The sequence below is a fragment of the Shewanella sp. 10N.286.45.A1 genome (assembly GCF_041470405.1).
Lineage (GTDB): Bacteria > Pseudomonadota > Gammaproteobacteria > Enterobacterales > Shewanellaceae > Shewanella.
Map to the genome: position 1 here is coordinate 24,499 of NZ_JBFRMK010000201.1, position 19,953 is coordinate 44,451.

The window sequence follows — 19,953 nt, forward strand, 5'->3', positions numbered from 1 at the left end:
TTCTCCAATCACTTTGCGTTGTAAATACTATTAATATGTTTTTAGGGTGACAAGAGAACCACTACTCTCCGTCTAGCCCTCTTACTCTTTTTATACTGCCCCAATTCTTACAAGAGGGGCAATGCCAATACAATCTATGAGACGGAAAGCCACATTCGCTGCAGCGATATCCAGGGCGAAACTTAATTTGCTGCTCAACTAATTGTTCTAACATTGATAAGCTTTTTTTAGCTTGGCCATCCTCTGCTTGCTTTACATGCATCTTCATAAGATGTTGAAAGCTCTTCATAGTAGGGTGCCTAATCAAACCTTCTAGAATAAGTTTCTCTGCATCTTTCTCATGTCCTTGAGAAATCATGTGCTGGGCTAAAGTCACTGCGATGCTTGCGCCTGCGCCCTTCTCTATCGCTTCTCTAAGAAGTTCTTGATAGCCTACATTGTCATTAGTCAGTGAGTAAACTTGCTTGGCAATGGGTAGACTATCAGGAAAGAGGTCTACATCGGTATTGAGCAACTTCTCAATCGATTGCTTGCAGGACTTAAATTCTTCTAGCTTTAAGTAAAGCTCAGCTAGTGTTAATAGCGCACGACCACAGCTTGGATCAATTTTGTTTGCTGATAGTAACCGTTTTAATTTTATTGAGTCGTCAGTCGATTCTGCTGCAAGTTCACAATAAAAGTGGGCGCTGTCGTGTTTTAACACTTGCTGACGTTTACGTTTAAGCTTCTTAATGATATCAATCGCTTTTTGCCAGTCTTTGGTGACTTGATAAATGGCAATAAGCTGAGTTTCAGCCTCTTCGCTATGATCTTCCTGACTCACAAGATTAATAAATATCTCTTCTGCGCGATCGTAAAACCCGGCGGCAAGATAGTCCTTACCCAGCTCCATCATCGCAATATCTCTTTGCTCCGTGGTTAGGCTAGGCCTGGCGATAAGGTTCTGGTGGATTCGAATCGAGCGGTCTACTTCTCCGCGCTTTCTAAAAAGGGAACCTAAAGAAAGGTGAGTATCTATGGTTTCATCATCAACATCCAACATAGATATAAACAGGTCAACCGCTTTGTCAGATTCGTTAGACAGTAGAAAATTCAAGCCAGTGAAATAGTCTCTACTAAGCTGTTTTCTTTGATTTGTCTGTTTCTGTCTGACACTTCTGCGCCCCATGTACCAGCCATATCCGGCGGCAATTGGTAGCAACAGAAATAAAATCTCTAACATATTACGCGTCTACATCCTTTGTTGCACTTTCGGTCACTGAGTTAGCTTTATCGGCTGCTTGCGTGTCATTTGCTGCAACTTGCTTCTTTAAGCGCCTAATAGAAAGCTTAAGTCCGGCGATATGGTACATAGCAAACACCCAGCTCACTAAAAAGCCAGCTAAGAATACGCATGCAAGCACAACAGGCAATCTAAACTCACCCTGAGCAACAAAATAGCTAATATTAACAATTTGTTCGTTACGGGCACCGAAGATAAGCGCTAGGAAAAAAAATGCGGCGACTAAAACGGCAATAATGAATGACTTCACGTTAAGCTCCATACACGTGTTGGTAAGCTTTGATTATCTAAGAAAAAGAGTGAACTAGCTAGTGTTACCTAAGTTTTAGATATAAAAAAGCCTCCCAAGGGAGGCTTTTAATACAGTGTAAATTACGCGTTGACCGCGTCAACACGTTCGCGCAGTTCTTTGCCTGGCTTAAAGTGCGGAACGTACTTGCCTTCCAAGTCGACTGAAGTACCAGTCTTTGGGTTACGGCCAGTGCGCGGTGCACGATAATGAAGTGAGAAACTACCAAAGCCACGGATTTCGATACGATCTCCACCCTCTAATGTATCAGCCATTTGCTCCAACATTTCTTTAATAGCGCTTTCCACTTCCTTCGCAGACAGCTGCGACTGCCTAGTGGCAAGTTTTTCGATCAGTTCGGATTTTGTCATCCTATACCCTCTATTATCAAGCCAAACACAGTCACCTTTTAGGGGTGCATGCACCCCTGAACTTCAAGGCGATTATTTACGAGCTGCTTTGAACGCTTCAGCCATCGCACTGCTCATGACAGCGTCTTCCTGCTTGTTCAAGCTAGCCATTGCTTCTTTCTCTTCAGCTTCATCCTTAGCACGGATAGAAAGGCTGATGGTGCGGTTCTTACGATCTACACCCATGAACTTAGACTCGACTTTGTCACCTACAGAGTAAACTGTTGATGCATCTTCGATGCGCTCACGAGAGATATCTGAAACGCGAAGGTAACCTTCAACAGTCTCAGCTAGTTCAATTGTAACACCTTTTGCGTCAACTGCAGTAACAACACCATTTACAACAACACCTTTCTTCTTATCAGCAAGGTATGCATTGAATGGATCGTCTTCAGTTTGCTTAACGCCTAAGCTGATACGCTCGCGCTCTGGGTCAACAGAAAGAACAACTGCGTTGATTTCGTCGCCTTTCTTGTATTCAGCAACTGCGTCTTCGCCAGTACCATTCCAAGAGATATCAGAAAGGTGAACTAGGCCGTCGATGCCGCCGTCAAGACCGATGAAGATACCGAAGTCAGTGATTGACTTGATCTTACCAGAAACCTTGTCGCCCTTGTTGAAACGCTCTGCGAAGTCATCCCATGGGTTAGTCTTACATTGCTTAAGACCTAGAGAAATACGACGACGCTCTTCATCGATGTCTAGAACTAGAACTTCTACTTCATCACCTAGGTTAACAACCTTTGATGGGTGGATGTTCTTGTTAGTCCAATCCATTTCAGAAACGTGAACAAGACCTTCAACGCCTTCTTCGATTTCAACGAAACAACCGTAGTCAGTTAGGTTAGTAACGCGACCAGTCAAACGTGTGTTTTCTGGGTAGCGCTTGCTGATTTCTAACCATGGATCTTCGCCAAGTTGCTTAAGACCTAGTGATACACGTGTGCGCTCACGGTCGTACTTAAGAACTTTAACGTTGATTTCGTCACCAACATTAACGATTTCTGATGGGTGCTTAACACGCTTCCAAGCCATATCAGTAATATGTAGAAGACCGTCAACACCACCAAGATCAACGAATGCACCGTAGTCAGTAAGGTTCTTAACGATACCTTTAACTGATTGACCTTCTTGAAGGTTCTCAAGAAGAGCATCACGCTCTGCGCTGCTTTCAGATTCGATAACTGCACGACGAGAAACAACAACGTTGTTGCGCTTCTGGTCAAGCTTGATAACTTTGAATTCTAATTCTTTGTTTTCTAGGTGAGCTGTATCGCGAACTGGGCGAACGTCAACTAGAGAACCAGGTAGGAATGCACGGATACCGTTTAATTCAACAGTGAAACCGCCTTTAACCTTACCATTGATGATACCGATTACAGTTTCAGCATCTTCGTACGCTTTTTCTAGAACGATCCAAGCTTCGTGACGCTTAGCTTTTTCGCGAGACAGTTGAGTCTCACCGAAGCCATCTTCAACAGAGTCAAGAGCAACGTGCACGGTATCGCCAACAGAAATTTCAAGTTCGCCAGAAGCGTTCTTGAACTGTTCAGCTGGGATTGGGCTTTCAGACTTAAGACCTGCGTCAACAAGTACAGTACCGTTTTCGATGCGTACAACTACACCAGTTACGATAGAACCTGGACGGAACTCCAAAGTTTCAAGGGATTGTTCAAATAGATCAGCAAAAGATTCAGTCATGTTTAAGTTACTTTCTTTAATAAACCACAGCCCATCCTGGACGCGGAGTCAGTATAATAATTTGCCTCATCCTTGGAGCAAATAGTTAAATACCTGCTTACGCAGGTACTTGAAAACTTTTATGAATATGAGTCAGCGCCATAGCTAACACATCTTCAATAGAAATGTTCGTCGTATCGATAACAAGTGCGTCTTCGGCTGGCACCAAAGGAGCGACGCTGCGATTCATATCGCGATCATCACGCTCTTTTATCTCAGACAAAAGCTGATCGATTTTAACATCGAAGCCATTGTCCTGCAACTGATTATAGCGTCTTTGCGCCCTTTCCTCTGCACTAGCAGTCAAAAAAAGTTTTGCTGGCGTTGCAGGGAAAACAACCGTTCCCATATCACGCCCATCAGCTATCAAGCCTGGTGCTTCAGCAAAAGCACGCTGACGACGCAGCAATGCTTCTCTAACACGCGGGAAAGCCGCTACTTTTGATGCAGCATTTGAGCACTCTTGGCTGCGTATCGTCGTTGATACGTCTTCGCCTTCCAGCACCACTTTAATGCCTTTGCTTTCATTACCTGTAATAAATTGCACGTCCAAATGTGCAGCCAGTAATGTTAGCGATTCTTCATTATCAAGTTCTACGTTGTGATGAATAGCAGCTAATGCTAATACGCGATAAATTGCACCACTATCTAACAACTTGTAACCTAACTTCTCAGCAAGTAATTGACTAATAGTACCTTTTCCCGCACCGCTAGGGCCGTCAACAGTGACAACAGGAGCCCGTTCTAACATAAAATCCTCCACAAGAAATTCAATCTTCCTTGATATAACCGAAAATGAGCGCGCGCATTATAAACCATGTAACGCGAGAAAGCGGCATCTAATTCAAATAAACGGAGATATCATTAAGATATGGTTCAGATTTATGACAAAAACCTGAACCATTTAACCTAATGTACTAGAGGAGGTATTTTAGTTTGCAAGCGCGTTAAACTGATTAAAGTAATCAGGGAAAGTTTTAGAGGTACACTCAGGTTCATTAATCGTTATGCCACAATCAGCAAAGGCTAACATTGAAAAGCACATCGCCATTCGATGATCGTTGTAAGTATCAATATTAGCGGTATGCGGTTTGGTTGGCGGTGTCACACTAATGTAGTCATGTCCTTCATCAACAATAGCCCCTACTTTACGTAATTCAGTAGCCATCGCCGCTAAGCGATCAGTTTCTTTAATGCGCCAGTTATAAATATTACGTATATGCGTTGTACCGGTTGCAAACAGCGCCGCGGTGGCAATTGTCATTGCAGCATCCGGAATATGGTTCATATCAAGATCAACAGCGTTTAACTTCGAGCCACGAGCAATAATGTAGTCATCGCCCCACTCTATGTCGGCGCCCATCTGCGCCAATACATCAGCAAACTTTACATCACCTTGAATACTGAGTTTGCCTACACCTGTCACTTTGACTTCGCCGCCCTTAATTGCACCTGCCGCAAGAAAGTAAGATGCTGATGACGCATCACCTTCTACCAATAGCTTTCCAGGACTGGTATAGCGTTGGCCAGTTTTGATTTCAAAAGAAGTGTAACTATTATTGGTAACGTTAACACCAAACTGCGCCATTAACGCTAAAGTAATATCAATGTAAGGCTTAGATACTAGTTCGCCTTTAATGTTAATATTGACATCACCTTTCGCTAGCGGTGCAACCATGAGCAAAGCTGTTAAGAACTGACTAGAGAGATCACCCGCTATTTCAACATCACCGCCGCTCAAGCCCGTAGCATTAATGGTTAATGGCGGAAAGCCATCATTTTTTAAGTAGCTAACATCGGCGCCAAGTTGGCGTAATGAGTCAACCAGATCGCCAATGGGACGTTCTTCCATTCGAGGTTCACCGGTTAAGGTAAACTCTCCATTGCCTAATGTAAGTGCTGCGCAAAGTGGACGCATAGCAGTGCCTGCATTGCCCAAAAATAATGTTTGTGCAACATCACTGTTAAGCGTGCCAGCGAGTCCATCAACTTCACAAACTGTGTTGTTATTTGATAAACGATAGTTCACGCCTAATTGCTTGAGTGATGCCAACATATAGCGGATATCGTCAGAATCGAGCAAGTTTGTTAATGTCGTGGTCCCTTCGGCTAACGTTGCAAGTAACAGCGCGCGGTTAGAAATGCTTTTAGATCCTGGGATATTAATGATCCCGTTTACTTTTTCGATAGGCTCTAAACGTAATTGATTCATTGATAACTTCTTTAATTTACTGCAGGAGTCAAACTCACCTGCGGGTTAACAGTAGACGTTCATGCTAAATGCTTGTTAGGTCACCACGACAAAATGACAGCGGTTTAGCGATTGTTTGAACTTCGTAGTTACAAATTTACTGATTGCTGCGAAGTATTCAACACTTTTTTGCTAAAAACTCACCTTTAAGGCTTATTAGTTATTCAAGTGGTAGAAATAAGCATTTATTAGGGATGAAAATGACACCTCAGCTCAAAAAAAGACGTATTGGAATATATTATTGCCAATTTTTAACTAAACGAAATTCATGATGATCACTATTAAATAACTACAACTTTACGTTACCCTAGGTAATATAAGAATAACTGAATAAATTGGCATTATTTGCTATAGAAAGTAGGCCAATAAACAAAGAGGTAGATGGAGCTATGTTCAACAAACTGACCGCTATGCCTGCAGATCCAATTTTAGGATTACTGACTAAATACCGTGAAGATAATCATACACAGAAAGTTGATCTAGGTGTTGGGGTATATAAAGATGAATCAGGTCACACGCCTATTCTTACCTGTGTAAAGAAAGCAGAGAAGTATCGTTTAGACACTGAGTCAACAAAAGTTTACATCGGCCCAACAGGTTCAGCTGACTTTAATCGCCTAATGTCTGAACTGGCTTTTGGTGCAGAAAACCAAGCTATTCTTGCTAATAGAGTACGTACTGTGTCTACTCCAGGCGGCACTGGTGCACTAAGAGTGGCAGCTGACTTTATTAAGCGCTGTAATCCAAACTCTGTACTTTGGGTTAGCGATCCAACATGGGCAAACCATACAGGCTTATTTGAAGCGGCTGGGATCACTGTTAAAACCTACCCTTACTATGATTACGACACTAAATCGCTAAAATTTGCAGAGATGAAATCTGCACTGTCAGAGATTGGTAGCGATGATGTGGTACTACTGCATGCTTGTTGCCATAACCCAAGCGGAATGGATCTTAACCAACAACAATGGGATGAGATTATCGAACTTACCGCCGAGCAAGGTTTTACCCCACTAATTGATATGGCCTATCAAGGTTTTGGGGACGGTGTAGATGAAGACGCATACGGCGTTCGCAAAATGGCTGCGACTGTCGACAACATGATCTTATGCAGTTCTTGCTCAAAAAATTTCGGCCTTTATAGAGAACGAATAGGCGCCTGTAGCATCATAGGTAAAGATGCTGCCGCTAGTGATGTTGCTTTCTCAGTGTTACTTTATGTTGTGCGTTGTATCTATTCGATGCCGCCTGCCCATGGCGCCGCGATAGTCGAAACTATTCTGGGCTCAAATGAGCTAAAACAAGAGTGGTTAGATGAGCTAACAGTTATGCGCGATCGCATTAACGGCAACCGTGCCATGTTAGTTAATAAGCTAAAAGAGATAGGCGTGACTCGTAACTTCGACTTCATCACAGAGCAAAAAGGTATGTTCTCGTTCTTAGGGATAACCCCTAAGCAGGTTGCACAGCTTCAAAGTGATTACAGCGTCTATATGGTCGACTCTAGCCGTATAAGCATTGCGGGCATAGGAACAGGGAATGTTGATTACTTAGCAAAATCGATTGCTAAAGTACTCTAAGCTTTAAAAGCCATTAAAAAGCCGCTTTTGATAGCGGCTTTTTATATTTTAATTTACGCGTTAGCTATGTTTGTTAGCAAAAGCCTGCATGAAGGTCACTAATTCAATGACGCCTTCAATAGGCATGGCATTGTAAATACTCGCGCGCATTCCGCCTACACTACGGTGCCCTTTTAGTGCAACCAATCCAGCCTGTTTAGCTTCTTCCAAAAATAGGTTATCAAGCTGAGTATTAACCAGCTGGAAAGTGACATTCATACGAGAGCGATTACCGCTAGCAACGCCACTAGTATAAAAATCAAGATCGTCTATGCAGTGATACAGACGCTTAGCTTTCTCAATATTAATTTGTTCTACAGCCTCTACTCCACCACTCACTTTTAGCCAAGCAAAAACCTCTGCAGCTAGATACCATGCAAAAGTAGGCGGAGTGTTATACATAGAACCGTGTTTAACTGCCAGCTTATAATCCATGATAGAAGACTGCGGCAAGCTCGGAAGCACCAACATATCATCTCGAACAATGACAATACTCAAACCTGATGGACCAATATTTTTTTGTGCACCAGCATAGATAAGGCCAAACTGACTTACGTCTATTTTTCGCGACAAGATATTTGATGACATATCAGCGATAACGGGCCATGGGCTATTAACAGTGTCAAAGATCTCTATACCATCTACAGTCTCGTTCGGGCAATAATGTAGGTATCGATAATCTTTATCGATAGTTGATAACTCAGGTATAGAAACGCTGTTTAAGCCATTACTTTTTTCGACAATATTAATGGTGTCGATATTATCTTCACCAGCCAGTTTTTTAGCTTCTTCGACTGCTGCTGAAGACCAGCTGCCATCAACAAGGTAGAGCGCTTGTCCGTTATCTCCAAGAAAGTTATTGGCAATAGCTGAAAACTGACCTCGCCCACCGCCATGCATAAAGAGCACATGATAATTTGACGGTATATCCATTAGCTGTCGTAGGTCTGCTTCAGCTTGAGTCGTTAGCGCTATAAACTCTTTACTTCGGTGGCTAATCTCCATCACCGAGGTTCCCATATTATTCCAGTCTAACAACTCACTCTGTGCTTTTTGCATAACTGGTTGAGGTAACATGGCAGGTCCAGCACAGAAATTAAAAGTAGCGCTCACAGTATTGTCCTTTTATGATCGATCAGTTTATACATGGGTTTTTAGATTCTTTTCTTAGTATATCGTAACGATCTGGTGGCTAACACGAAAAAGTCGTTTCACTTTAATAAATCACTGTTTTGTAAAAGTGCTGTATTGAGTAATAATTTAAACGCCTTACTTTAGCTGCCCATTTTAAAATTCGTATTATTGCTTTTTACAGGAGCTTTACAGCCTCTTTTATATTAAAAATACTAAAGTCATTTCATTTGAACAAAAACTAGCCTTAAACGATAGACAGCCACTAGTATTGTGGAACCTTATGCTCAACAATAGCCATATAAGAATGATTATAATTTTTCATTGGATCCATACATGTTTTTAAGACCCTTTTTATTATTCAGCTCTCTGTCGATTGCTACCTTGTTACCAAACACTGCAGCTTTTGCTAGTACCTCTGAATACAAAGTCCTTGCTGATAATTTCAAACACAATTTCCACAGTAAAATGAAAGCCAATAAGGTACCAGGTGGTGCATTTGTTATCGTTGAGGGAGACACAATACTTAAGTTAAGTACTTACGGAAAGCGCACTAAAGGTGGGAGTAAAAATGTAAACTCGGAAACCGTATTTAGACTCGCATCAGTGTCTAAGACTTTCGCTGGAACACTTGCTTCAATCCTAGTTCAAGAACACAAGCTCGATTGGAAGCAACCGGTTATAAGCTATATTCCTGAGTTTGACCTTGCTGATAAGCAAGCAGCAAAACAGATCAATCTAGGCCATATTATTGGACATAGTACGGGTCTATGGCCCAACAGCTATGACAACTTAATAAATGCTAATGTAAAAATGCCTAAAATTATCTCCAAGTTTGATGAACTTACACCAATGTGTAGCCCTGGAGTCTGCTATGGCTACCAAAATGTAGCCTTTTCGTTTATTCAAACTGCGATAGAAACACAAACCCATCAAAACTATGCTGAACTTTTACAGCGCAGAATTTTTACACCACTAAAAATGAGTTCTGCGTCGGTAGGCTACGAGGCTTTTCAAAATACGAAAAACAGAGCTGAACCGCATGTAAAAACAAAGTCTGGATTCAAAAAGGTAAAAGTTAAACCGAACTACTATCAACTCGCACCTGCTGCTGGTGTTAATGCCAGCATTAGCGACATGTCCAAATGGCTTATGGCAAATCTTGGGCAAAACCCAAGTGTAATATCAGAGAGCGTGCTTAAGGATGTCACTACACCTGGCGTTAAAACCACTCGAGAGTTGAGACGCAGAGATTGGCGCGCCTACCTTGATAGCGCACATTACGGAAAGGGTTGGCGTGTTTATGAGTTTGAAGGTCGACCTTTAATCTATCATGCTGGATGGGTCGCAGGTTACGTTGCAGAAATATCCTACTCTCCAGAGCTCAATATCGGAATGGCTATGCTTTTAAATGGTGAGTCGAGAGTCATTGCAAAGCTTAGTTCTCAATACTGGCGAGATGTTTTCAAACAAGCTGATAAACTCGACAAACAATAGTATTTCTTATTTAACCCTGACTAAAACAAAAAAGGATGCCAATGGCATCCTTTTTTACTTGATAGTAAGTTTAGCTATTTAGTCTTCAGACTCTGTTGATTCAGAACCTTCTGCATCAGAAGCTACTTCAGTAACCTCCTCGCTGACGATAGGGTTACCCTCTTCATCAAGTTCAACTTCGTCATCTTGTATCTCATCAATACGCTGCAGACCTACTACTTTTTCATCTTCCGCGGTACGGATAATAGTAACACCTTGAGTATTACGACCAATACTAGATACACCTGTTGCAGGAGTACGAACTAAGGTACCTTTGTCGCTGATAAGCATGATCTCGTCATTCTCACCAACTTGTACCGCACCCACAACCGCACCGTTACGTTCGCTTACTTTGATAGAAACAACACCCTTTGTACCACGGCTCTTAGCTGGGTACTCAGACAGTGCAGTTCGTTTACCATAACCATTTTCGGTTACCGTCAAGATAGCGCCATCTTCTTTAGGCACAATTAGCGATACCACGGTTTGGCCATCTTCAAGCTTGATACCACGAACACCAGTAGCAGTACGGCCCATCGCACGCAGTGCAATTACCTCTTCTCCAGTTTCTGGATCAATCTTCACTTCACCAGTTTCAGCATTACGTGCTTTTTCGTTAAAGCGAACGACTTTACCTTCGTTAGAGAACAACATGATATCGTCATTACCATCGGTAATATCAACACCAATCAGTTGGTCACCATCTTTCAAGTTAACAGCAATAATGCCGTTAGCACGAGGGTTGCTGTAGGCTGTTAACGCTGTTTTCTTAACGGTTCCGTGAGAGGTTGCCATGATGATATATTTATCATCGGCATATTCACGTACAGGTAGAATAGCAGTAATACGCTCGCCTTCAGAAAGTGGTAATAAGTTTACAATTGGACGTCCACGAGCAGTACGACTTGCAAGTGGCAATTGGTAAACTTTCAGCCAATACATTTTACCGAAGTCAGAGAAACACAAAATAGTGTCGTGGGTATTTGCTACCAATAGTTTCTCGACGAAATCTTCATCTTTAACTTTAGTTGCTGCTTTACCCTTACCACCACGGCGCTGCGCTTGGTAATCTGTAAGCGCTTGATATTTTGCATAGCCAAGATGAGAAAGTGTAACTACCACGTCCTCTTCGTTGATGAGATCTTCAAGACTCATATCAACTTCATTAGCATTGATAACTGTGCGACGTTCATCGCCAAAGTTTTCAAGTACTTCATGTAGCTCTTCAGTAATCACTTCCATCAAACGTTGTGGGCTGCTTAAAATAAGTAGCAACGCCGCGATGATTTCAAGTAACTCTTCATACTCAGCAATGATCTTGTCGTGCTCAAGGCCTGTTAGACGGTGTAAGCGAAGCTCTAGAATTGCTTGAGCTTGCTGTTCTGTCAGGAAGTACTTGTCATCACGGATACCAAATTCTGGCTCTAACCACTCAGGACGTGCGGCATCATCGCCGGCTTTTTCAAGCATGCCTTTAACATGGCCAAGCTCCCAACCTTGTGCCACAAGCTTAACTTTAGCTTCAGCTGGCGTTGGCGATGCTTTAATGAGTGCAATGATAGGGTCAATGTTTGCTAGTGCTACTGCAAGCGCTTCCAAAATATGGGCGCGTTCACGGGCTTTACGTAGTTCAAATACGGTACGACGCGTAACCACTTCGCGGCGGTGAAGAATAAAGCACTCTAGCATCTCTTTAAGGTTAAATAGTTTTGGTTGACCGTTAGTCAACGCAACCATATTGATACCAAAAGAGCATTGCATTTGTGTTTGAGCGTATAAGTTGTTGAGTACAACCTCGCCGACTTCACCACGTTTGATCTCAATAACAATACGCATACCGTCTTTATCAGACTCATCGCGTAGGCCACTGATCCCTTCGATCTTTTTATCTTTAACTAGCTCAGCCATCTTCTCGATAAGGCGGGCTTTGTTAACTTGATATGGAATTTCGTGAACAATAATACGTTCGCGACCATTCTCTTCTTCAATTTCAGCTTTAGCACGCATAACTGCGCGGCCACGGCCAGTCTTATAAGCATCAATAATGCCCTTGCGACCATTAACGATAGCTGCTGTTGGGAAGTCAGGTCCTGGAATATGTTCCATTAACTGTTCGATTGATAACGCAGGATCTTCAATAAGCGCTAAACAACCGGCAATTACTTCACTCAAATTATGAGGTGGGATGTTTGTTGCCATACCAACCGCGATACCTGAAGAACCATTAACGAGTAATGTCGGTATGCGTGTTGGTAAAACAGCAGGTATAAACTCGGTACCATCATAGTTAGGTACAAAGTCAACCGTCTCTTTTTCAAGATCGGCTAGTAATTGATGCGCGACTTTGTCCATACGGATTTCGGTATAACGCATTGCAGCTGCTGCATCACCATCAACTGAACCAAAGTTTCCTTGGCCGTCGATAAGCGGGTATCTCATAGAGAATGGCTGTGCTAAGCGAACGATCGTGTCGTAAACCGCGGTGTCACCATGTGGGTGATACTTACCGATTACGTCACCGACCACACGAGCCGATTTCTTATATGGTTTGTTCCAGTCGTTTTTCAATTCGTTCATGGCGAATAAAACGCGACGGTGAACAGGCTTTAAGCCATCACGAACATCGGGCAGTGCCCGGCCTACGATTACACTCATAGCGTAATCGAGGTAAGAATTCTTTAATTCGTCTTCAATATTAATTGGTGTTATAGATGAAGCCAGATCAGTCATAAACTGCTCGATCCCCTGAAATTTAGCACGCTATTCTCACTGTTAAGAATGGCCATGCTTGAAAACGTGATTTGGCATTCTAACACAGTTATTTGATGGCGCTAGACCCAATACTGTATTCATTTTAAATAAGCGGTAAAAGCCAATACTATTGATTAAAATCAAGGCATAAGTGCATTTAATCACCACTTTCAATTAATCCTTTAAAAGCCAGTGATATCCGCTTTGTTTATTGCTACTAATCATTATAATGAGCACAAAGATGATTTAATCGATTCGGGGTACAAACTGTGCAAAACAATAATAATGTCGATCTTGAAGAGATTGCAAAATTTGAAAAAATGGCTGCTACCTGGTGGGATCCAAACGGAGAGTTCAAACCACTGCATAACCTCAACCCTCTTCGCCTCAACTATATAGATCAAACTGCCGCTGGCATTTTTGGTAAGAATGTTCTCGATGTAGGCTGCGGTGGTGGCATTTTATCGGAAAGCATGGCCCGCATAGGCGCGAATGTTACTGGCCTTGATATGGGCGAAGAACCGCTTGATGTTGCTCGTTTGCACGCATTAGAAACTGGCGTTTCAATAAACTATATTAAAAATACCGCCGAAAACCATCGTGATGAACACCGACAACAATATGATGTCATCACCTGTATGGAAATGCTTGAACATGTGCCTGATCCAAGCTCAGTCATCCAAGCATGTGCCGATATGGTTAAACCTGGCGGCTATGTATTTTTCTCCACCATTAATAGAAACATTCGAGCCTACATAGAAACTATTTTAGGTGCCGAATATTTATTAAAAATGCTACCGGTCGGCACCCATGACCACAATAAGTTTATTAGACCCTCGGAGCTGATAGGTCTAGCTGACAATGCCGAGCTGATCTGCACCGATGCAGTAGGTATTACCTACAACCCTATTACCGATGTGTTTAAGTACACAAAAAGTTTAGAAGTCAATTATATGATAGCAACAACTAAAAATGACTGATTGTCACTTAACAGACAAGCGCCTCGCCATTAAAGGGGTGCTTTTTGATCTTGATGGCACATTAGCCGACACTGCACCAGATATGATTGAGGCACTCAACATTAGCCTTACACAGTTCGGTTTTGCTGCAGTTAATAGCAATGAGCTTCGTTATCAAGCGTCACATGGTAGTTTAGCTTTAGTGCAAACAGCATTGCCTGAGCAAAACGAAGCTATGCATGCTCAAGTACAATCAGCTCTGTTAGCAAACTATCCCCAAGTAAACGGTAAGCATTGTCAGCTTTTCGCTGGCTTGGATGCTTTTTTAAACTTACTGTCTGAGCAAAACATTCCATTTGGGGTTGTCACTAATAAACCTGCTAGGTTTACCCGTCCACTGATGATTAAAATGGGCTTTGATAAACGCATGCCAACAATAGTGAGTGGCGATAGTACTTTGCATTCAAAACCTCACACAGCGCCAATGCTACTCGCTGCGCAGCAGTTGTCAGTCAGACCAGAACAGATCCTCTATCTTGGTGATGCTGAGCGAGATATGCAGGCAGCGAAAGCTTGCGGTATGCATGCGGGGCTCGCAGAATGGGGGTATATTGGACCCGATGATGCAATTATAGAATGGCCAAGCGACGTCAGTTTTGGTGATCCATACGCCCTAAGCAGATGGCTTAAAAACCATCTAAATATATATTGATTTTACTAAGGGAACGACCATTAATCGCAATCAATGCCTCGCCTACATGGATGTAGGTGCTTAGGTTCAGCATGGAGCAAAGAACCTGTGATTAAAGCCCATTAAATTCCCACTGAATCCTGCATCTTCAAGTAGAACGGCTATAAGCATTCGATCTGGATTATTAGAGATGAAGATCGCTATAAGATCCTGCGATCTTCAACAAGTTTTTTGGCTGGCTAAATATTCATCTTCAACGGAGAACTCAAATCAAAACAAGCTTCAAGGGTTAGCTATTACTAACCCTAACAATTATCCTCAAGATATCCACAACTTGTACCCACAATTCATACTTGCAAAAATCCAATAACCTCACTATCTTGTACCTTAGAAATTTTAAAACACCATATATTGTGTGTGAGTGACAATCGTAGACACTAGTTAGTAGGTTGTGTCAACAGATTGGATGCCACTGTTTTACAGTTTTATTTGGATTGTTTACAGGGAAACGTACAGTGCGCCTATACAGGTCACTTTCATAAATATAAGAACCAAGGTTTATCTTTAATGAATAGCAATATGACAGTCACAAAACGTAGTGGCGAACGTGAAACCATTGATCTTGACAAGATCCATCGTGTTATAGAATGGGCAGCTAAAGGACTCACCAACGTGTCAGTCTCTGAAGTTGAATTACGTTCTCACCTACAGTTTTTCGAAGGGATCCCGACAGAGGCTATTCACGAGACTATCATTAAAGCAGCTGCAGATTTAATCTCGCCTGAAGCGCCTGATTACCAGTTTTTAGCAGCCAGACTTGCCATTTTCCATTTACGTAAAAAAGCATTTGGACAGTTTGAACCACCAAAACTATTTGACCATGTGGTTAAGCTTATTGAGTTAGGCAAGTACGACGCCCATATACTTGAAGATTATAGCCGCGAAGAGATCGACATTTTAGGCGGTTATATTGATCACTGGCGCGACATGAACTTTTCTTACGCTGCCGTTAAGCAGTTAGAAGGTAAGTATTTAGTTCAGAACCGTGTCACTCATGAAATTTATGAAAGCGCTCAGTTCCTTTATATCTTGGTTGCCGCATGTCTATTCGCGAAATATCCAAAAGAGACTCGTCTTAAATACATAAAAGATTTTTACGATGCGACCTCTATGTTCAAGATTTCGCTTCCTACACCGATTATGGCTGGTGTTCGTACCCCTACTCGCCAATTTAGCTCATGTGTATTGATTGAGTGCGGTGACAGCTTAGATTCAATTAACGCCACCTCATCTTCAATCGTTAAATATGTGTCGCAGCGAGCCGGGATCGGCGTTAACGCAGGTCGTATTCGTGCATTAGGTAGTCCTATTCGCGGTGGTGAAGCATTCCATACAGGTTGCTTACCTTTTTATAAGTACTTCCAAACTGCAGTAAAATCTTGTTCGCAAGGTGGCGTTCGTGGCGGAGCTGCAACCCTGTTCTACCCTATTTGGCATTTAGAAGTTGAATCACTACTCGTGTTAAAGAACAACCGTGGTGTAGACGACAACCGTATCCGTCATTTAGATTACGGCGTTCAAATCAACAAGTTGATGTATCAACGTATGATCCAAGGTGGCATGATCAGCTTGTTCAGCCCATCTGACGTTCCTGGTATGTATGATGCATTCTTTGAAGATCAAGATGAGTTTGAACGTCTTTATTTGAAGTATGAAGCAGACGAAAGTATTCGTAAGCAACAAATCAAAGCCGTCGAGCTGTTTTCATTAATGATGCAAGAGCGTGCGTCAACGGGTCGAATCTATATACAGAATGTCGATCACTGTAATACACATAGCCCATTTGATTCTAAAGTCGCTCCAGTTCGTCAATCTAACTTGTGTTTAGAGATTGCTTTACCAACTAAGCCACTGAATAACATTAATGATCCTGATGGTGAAATTGCCCTTTGTACGCTTTCTGCGTTAAACCTAGGCGCAATTAAAAATCTAGAGGAGCTTGAACCTTTAGCGGACCTAGCTGTACGAGCACTGGATAACTTACTAGATTATCAAGATTATCCAATCATCTCTGCTGAGAAAGCATCGATGAATCGTCGTACCTTAGGTATTGGAGTAATTAACTTTGCCAATTACCTTGCTAAAGAAGGTGTACGTTATTCTGACGGCTCAGCGAACAGTATTACTCATAAAACGTTTGAGGCGATTCAGTACTATTTGTTAAAAGCTTCAAACAATTTGGCAAAAGAGCAAGGCGCGTGTCCTTCGTTCCATGAGACTACATACTCTAAGGGTATCTTGCCGATTGATACCTACAAGCGAGATCTTGATAAGATCTGTGATGAACCATTACATATGGACTGGGAATCACTACGCGAAGAGATTAAAACACATGGACTGCGTAATTCTACAGTTTCTGCATTGATGCCATCTGAGACTTCATCTCAAATCTCTAACGCAACCAACGGTATTGAACCACCACGCGGTTTAATCAGCGTTAAGGCAAGTAAAGATGGTCAACTTAAACAAGTTGTTCCAGATTTTGATAAATATCAGTACAGCTATGAACTCTTATGGCAAATGCCAAACAATGATGGCTATATCCAGTTAGTTGGTTTGATGCAAAAGTTTGTTGATCAATCTATTTCGGCTAACACGAATTACGATCCGGGTCGTTTCCCTGATGGTAAGGTGCCGATGAAGGTCCTGCTAAAGGATCTATTGACCGCCTACAAATATGGTGTGAAAACACTTTACTATCACAATACCCGTGATGGAGCTTCAGATAGTCATGACGATATCACTGCCATTGAAGTAGAAGATGACAGTTGCGCTGGTGGCGCATGTAAGATCTAATCCAACGGATTTTATCACTCGTATTTAAACGTTAATTAAAGGGGGCTATGCCCCCATTATCGGAAGATAGAAAAATGGCCTACTCTACATTTTGTCAAACACCAAACAATGCAATGCTCGAGCCTATGTTTCTTGGGCAGTCAGTCAATGTTGCGCGCTATGATCAGCAAAAGTATGAAGTTTTTGAAAAACTAATTGAAAAGCAGCTTTCATTTTTTTGGCGTCCAGAAGAAGTAGACGTAAGCAAAGATAAAATTGATTATGCCGCTTTGCCTGAGCATGAGAAGCATATTTTCATCTCAAACCTAAAATATCAAACACTACTTGATTCTATTCAAGGTCGCTCGCCTAATGTTGCGTTTTTGCCATTAGTGTCACTGCCAGAACTTGAAACGTGGATTGAGACTTGGTCTTTTTCAGAAACCATTCATTCTCGTTCTTACACCCATATCATTCGTAATATCGTTAATGATCCTTCAATTGTTTTCGACGATATTGTCGAAAATGAAGAGATTTTAAAGCGTGCAACTGACATTGCAGCCTACTACGACAAGCTCATTAAATTGAGCCAAGCGTTTCATTTGCATGGTGAAGGCAGCCATCAAATAGACGGTGAAGTCATTGAAGTGACTAAGCGTGAAATCAAGAAAGCACTCTATTTGTGTATGGTGTCAGTAAACGTACTCGAAGCGATTCGTTTCTATGTCAGTTTTGCTTGCTCGTTCGCATTTGCCGAGCGCAACGTTATGGAAGGTAATGCCAAAATCATCCGCCTTATTGCCCGTGATGAAGCTTTACACTTAAATAGTACCCAGCATATTTTGAAAATTATGCATGGTGGTAAAGATGATCCAGAGATGGCAGAAATTGCTAAAGAGTGTGAGCAAACAGCGATAGACATTTTTGTAAAAGCGGCAGAACAAGAAAAAGAGTGGGCTAAATACCTGTTTAAAGATGGCTCAATGATAGGTCTAAACGAGCACATACTTTGCCAATACGTTGAATATATTACCAATGAGCGTATGAAGGCGGTTAATCTAGAATCTCCTTACCAAGAGCAGTCAAACCCTCTACCATGGATGAAGAACTGGTTAGAGAGCGACGCTGTGCAGGTAGCACCTCAAGAAGTTGAAGTGTCATCCTATTTGGTTGGGCAAATTGATGCTTCAATTGATGAAGATGAGTTCTCTGACTTTGACCTTTAAAGCCGTCAGTTTTAGCCAAGCTAGTTTTAAAAAGGCTCCAATCGTAAGCCTGCAAGGTCAACCTGTGCTGTTGTTTAATCAACAGCACCTGACCTTGCTTGAGGCACTAGAGCAAAAAAAAGTGAGTACATTTTCAGAGTGTCGCAATGGCTTTTGTGGCCAATGTAAGACTAAAGTTATTAGTGGTTCGGTCAGTTATATCACCGAACCACTGGTTACCTTAGAAGCCGACGAATGCCTGCCCTGCTGTTGTGTTCCCAGTAGCGATATCAATTTAGACCTTTCAGCCGACGGTGCTGAAGTGGTTGTTAAAGCACCTAAGCGCCAGCAAACTGAAACCTGTGACATACCGTAATTAAGTGGCAAGCAGCCCCTGATAGCTGTCACTTTTGAAATATATACTTCTGCAATTTATCTCCGCAGCACTGAAATCTTGATTTAATCCTGCGCCACGATGTTAAATGTTGTTACAGATGTTGATGGGAGCGGGTATCGTGTGCCTGTTGGGGGAACTAAAATACAATTTCCGTATATCGTACCAAGTAAATTTATAGGGATAGAAAAGTAGTATGATCGGATGTGAATGGTTAAGTAAGTACGGTATTGATCTGAAACTTCTTGAACAAGCTAAACATGGTCAGGTTATTCCGACAACCTTATCAGAAGTATATGTTAAGTTAAATGATGTAGATCGGGGGGAAATGTTACATTTAATAGGATCTTGGCTTTTTTCGAATAGTGCGGAGAAAAGATATGATGCTAGATTTATAATTAGCAAAAATAATATAATAGAGCTCTTACCCACTCTTAAAAGCATCAAGTCAAATATTATGCATAGCGCAGATATTTCATTTAAGTATGAAATTGACTTAATAGCAGATTTAATATTAAAGCTAGAAAAAGCTAGCATAAAAATTATCTCGGAAAGTAAAACATAGATATTGTTAATGGCACAAAGCTTAGTGAAGTTTGTCCATAAGATCCCCTGGCAGTCCAATGAGGACTTAGAAAGTGTCTAGAAAACTAGGGCTTATCACTGCCAGTTTTCCCCATAAATTTCCTAATGGATAAACCAAACTTCCAAGTTGTTCAACTATCACGCTTTTGTCCCATTCCATGTAGACCAAATCATGGTGACGCTTGGCTCACATCAGAGCATAAAGGCATAAGTTGCTCACCCATCAGAGTTTAAGCAGGGTTACTTTTAAGTAAGCCGAATCCACATAAACTATT

General features: G+C 41.8%; 16 protein-coding genes. 8 read left to right on the plus strand and 8 right to left on the minus strand.

Annotated features, from left to right (window positions below):
* Positions 1–61: 61 nt before the first annotated feature.
* From lapB to aroA, 6 genes are all read right to left on the minus strand, one after another.
* Positions 62–1,222: a lipopolysaccharide assembly protein LapB gene (gene lapB, locus AB4238_RS14940; protein WP_372034141.1), complete on the minus strand. Its 1,161-nt coding sequence runs from the start codon at positions 1,220–1,222 to the stop codon at positions 62–64.
* Between the two features lies 1 nt (position 1,223).
* Complete coding sequence (locus tag AB4238_RS14945; protein ID WP_372034142.1) at positions 1,224–1,532, minus strand: LapA family protein; 309 nt, start codon at positions 1,530–1,532, stop codon at positions 1,224–1,226.
* 122 nt (positions 1,533–1,654) lie between these two features.
* Positions 1,655–1,942 (minus strand): integration host factor subunit beta, encoded by a 288-nt coding sequence (gene ihfB, locus AB4238_RS14950; RefSeq protein WP_044555860.1) that lies wholly within the window; start codon positions 1,940–1,942, stop codon positions 1,655–1,657.
* Between the two features lie 72 nt (positions 1,943–2,014).
* Positions 2,015–3,682: a 30S ribosomal protein S1 gene (gene rpsA, locus AB4238_RS14955; RefSeq protein WP_020912589.1), complete on the minus strand. Its 1,668-nt coding sequence runs from the start codon at positions 3,680–3,682 to the stop codon at positions 2,015–2,017.
* Positions 3,683–3,779: 97 nt separating this feature from the next.
* On the minus strand, positions 3,780–4,472 hold the full coding sequence (cmk, locus tag AB4238_RS14960) for a (d)CMP kinase (protein WP_020912588.1): 693 nt from the start codon (positions 4,470–4,472) through the stop codon (positions 3,780–3,782).
* A 180-nt stretch (positions 4,473–4,652) separates the two neighbouring features.
* Positions 4,653–5,933: a 3-phosphoshikimate 1-carboxyvinyltransferase gene (gene aroA, locus AB4238_RS14965; RefSeq protein WP_372034143.1), complete on the minus strand. Its 1,281-nt coding sequence runs from the start codon at positions 5,931–5,933 to the stop codon at positions 4,653–4,655.
* 428 nt (positions 5,934–6,361) lie between these two features.
* Between aroA and AB4238_RS14970 the strand changes: the two genes are divergently transcribed.
* A complete protein-coding gene (locus AB4238_RS14970; RefSeq protein WP_372034144.1) occupies positions 6,362–7,552 on the plus strand; it encodes an amino acid aminotransferase in 1,191 nt (396 codons plus the stop codon).
* Between the two features lie 60 nt (positions 7,553–7,612).
* Here AB4238_RS14970 and serC read toward each other — a convergent pair whose 3' ends face one another.
* Positions 7,613–8,704, minus strand: a complete 1,092-nt coding sequence (serC, locus tag AB4238_RS14975) for a 3-phosphoserine/phosphohydroxythreonine transaminase (RefSeq protein WP_372034145.1) — start codon at positions 8,702–8,704, stop codon at positions 7,613–7,615.
* Between the two features lie 354 nt (positions 8,705–9,058).
* On the opposite strand from serC, the gene AB4238_RS14980 reads away from it, so the two are divergent.
* Complete coding sequence (locus AB4238_RS14980; protein ID WP_372034146.1) at positions 9,059–10,219, plus strand: serine hydrolase domain-containing protein; 1,161 nt, start codon at positions 9,059–9,061, stop codon at positions 10,217–10,219.
* 78 nt (positions 10,220–10,297) lie between these two features.
* On the opposite strand, the gene gyrA is transcribed toward AB4238_RS14980, so the two are convergent.
* A complete protein-coding gene (gene gyrA, locus AB4238_RS14985) occupies positions 10,298–12,988 on the minus strand; it encodes a DNA gyrase subunit A (RefSeq protein WP_372034147.1) in 2,691 nt (896 codons plus the stop codon).
* A gap of 290 nt (positions 12,989–13,278) precedes the next feature.
* Between gyrA and ubiG the strand changes: the two genes are divergently transcribed.
* The 6 genes from ubiG (at position 13,279) to AB4238_RS15015 (ending at position 19,658) form a co-directional block, all read left to right on the plus strand.
* Positions 13,279–13,989: a bifunctional 2-polyprenyl-6-hydroxyphenol methylase/3-demethylubiquinol 3-O-methyltransferase UbiG gene (ubiG, locus tag AB4238_RS14990; RefSeq protein ID WP_372034148.1), complete on the plus strand. Its 711-nt coding sequence runs from the start codon at positions 13,279–13,281 to the stop codon at positions 13,987–13,989.
* A complete protein-coding gene (locus AB4238_RS14995) occupies positions 13,982–14,680 on the plus strand; it encodes an HAD family hydrolase (RefSeq protein WP_372034149.1) in 699 nt (232 codons plus the stop codon). Before ubiG ends, AB4238_RS14995 begins: the two co-directional genes overlap by 8 nt.
* 546 nt (positions 14,681–15,226) lie before the next feature.
* Positions 15,227–17,515, plus strand: a complete 2,289-nt coding sequence (gene nrdA, locus AB4238_RS15000) for a class 1a ribonucleoside-diphosphate reductase subunit alpha (RefSeq protein ID WP_372034150.1) — start codon at positions 15,227–15,229, stop codon at positions 17,513–17,515.
* Between the two features lie 74 nt (positions 17,516–17,589).
* Entirely contained in the window at positions 17,590–18,720 is a 1,131-nt protein-coding gene (nrdB, locus tag AB4238_RS15005; protein WP_372034168.1) for a class Ia ribonucleoside-diphosphate reductase subunit beta, read from the plus strand.
* Complete coding sequence (gene yfaE / locus AB4238_RS15010; protein ID WP_372034151.1) at positions 18,689–19,075, plus strand: class I ribonucleotide reductase maintenance protein YfaE; 387 nt, start codon at positions 18,689–18,691, stop codon at positions 19,073–19,075. The genes nrdB and yfaE overlap by 32 nt, the downstream gene beginning before the upstream one ends.
* Before the next feature lie 214 nt (positions 19,076–19,289).
* Positions 19,290–19,658 (plus strand): hypothetical protein, encoded by a 369-nt coding sequence (locus AB4238_RS15015; protein WP_372034152.1) that lies wholly within the window; start codon positions 19,290–19,292, stop codon positions 19,656–19,658.
* Positions 19,659–19,953 lie beyond the last annotated feature (295 nt).

Coding starts and splice junctions, on each gene's coding strand:
- lapB (WP_372034141.1), bottom strand. CDS start 1,222: ATGTTAGAGATTTTATTTCTGTTGCTACCAATTGCCGCCGGATATGGC.
- ihfB (WP_044555860.1), bottom strand. CDS start 1,942: ATGACAAAATCCGAACTGATCGAAAAACTTGCCACTAGGCAGTCGCAG.
- rpsA (WP_020912589.1), bottom strand. CDS start 3,682: ATGACTGAATCTTTTGCTGATCTATTTGAACAATCCCTTGAAACTTTG.
- cmk (WP_020912588.1), bottom strand. CDS start 4,472: ATGTTAGAACGGGCTCCTGTTGTCACTGTTGACGGCCCTAGCGGTGCG.
- aroA (WP_372034143.1), bottom strand. CDS start 5,933: ATGAATCAATTACGTTTAGAGCCTATCGAAAAAGTAAACGGGATCATT.
- AB4238_RS14970 (WP_372034144.1), top strand. CDS start 6,362: ATGTTCAACAAACTGACCGCTATGCCTGCAGATCCAATTTTAGGATTA.
- AB4238_RS14980 (WP_372034146.1), top strand. CDS start 9,059: ATGTTTTTAAGACCCTTTTTATTATTCAGCTCTCTGTCGATTGCTACC.
- gyrA (WP_372034147.1), bottom strand. CDS start 12,988: ATGACTGATCTGGCTTCATCTATAACACCAATTAATATTGAAGACGAA.
- AB4238_RS14995 (WP_372034149.1), top strand. CDS start 13,982: ATGACTGATTGTCACTTAACAGACAAGCGCCTCGCCATTAAAGGGGTG.
- nrdA (WP_372034150.1), top strand. CDS start 15,227: ATGAATAGCAATATGACAGTCACAAAACGTAGTGGCGAACGTGAAACC.
- nrdB (WP_372034168.1), top strand. CDS start 17,590: ATGGCCTACTCTACATTTTGTCAAACACCAAACAATGCAATGCTCGAG.
- yfaE (WP_372034151.1), top strand. CDS start 18,689: ATGAAGATGAGTTCTCTGACTTTGACCTTTAAAGCCGTCAGTTTTAGC.
- AB4238_RS15015 (WP_372034152.1), top strand. CDS start 19,290: ATGATCGGATGTGAATGGTTAAGTAAGTACGGTATTGATCTGAAACTT.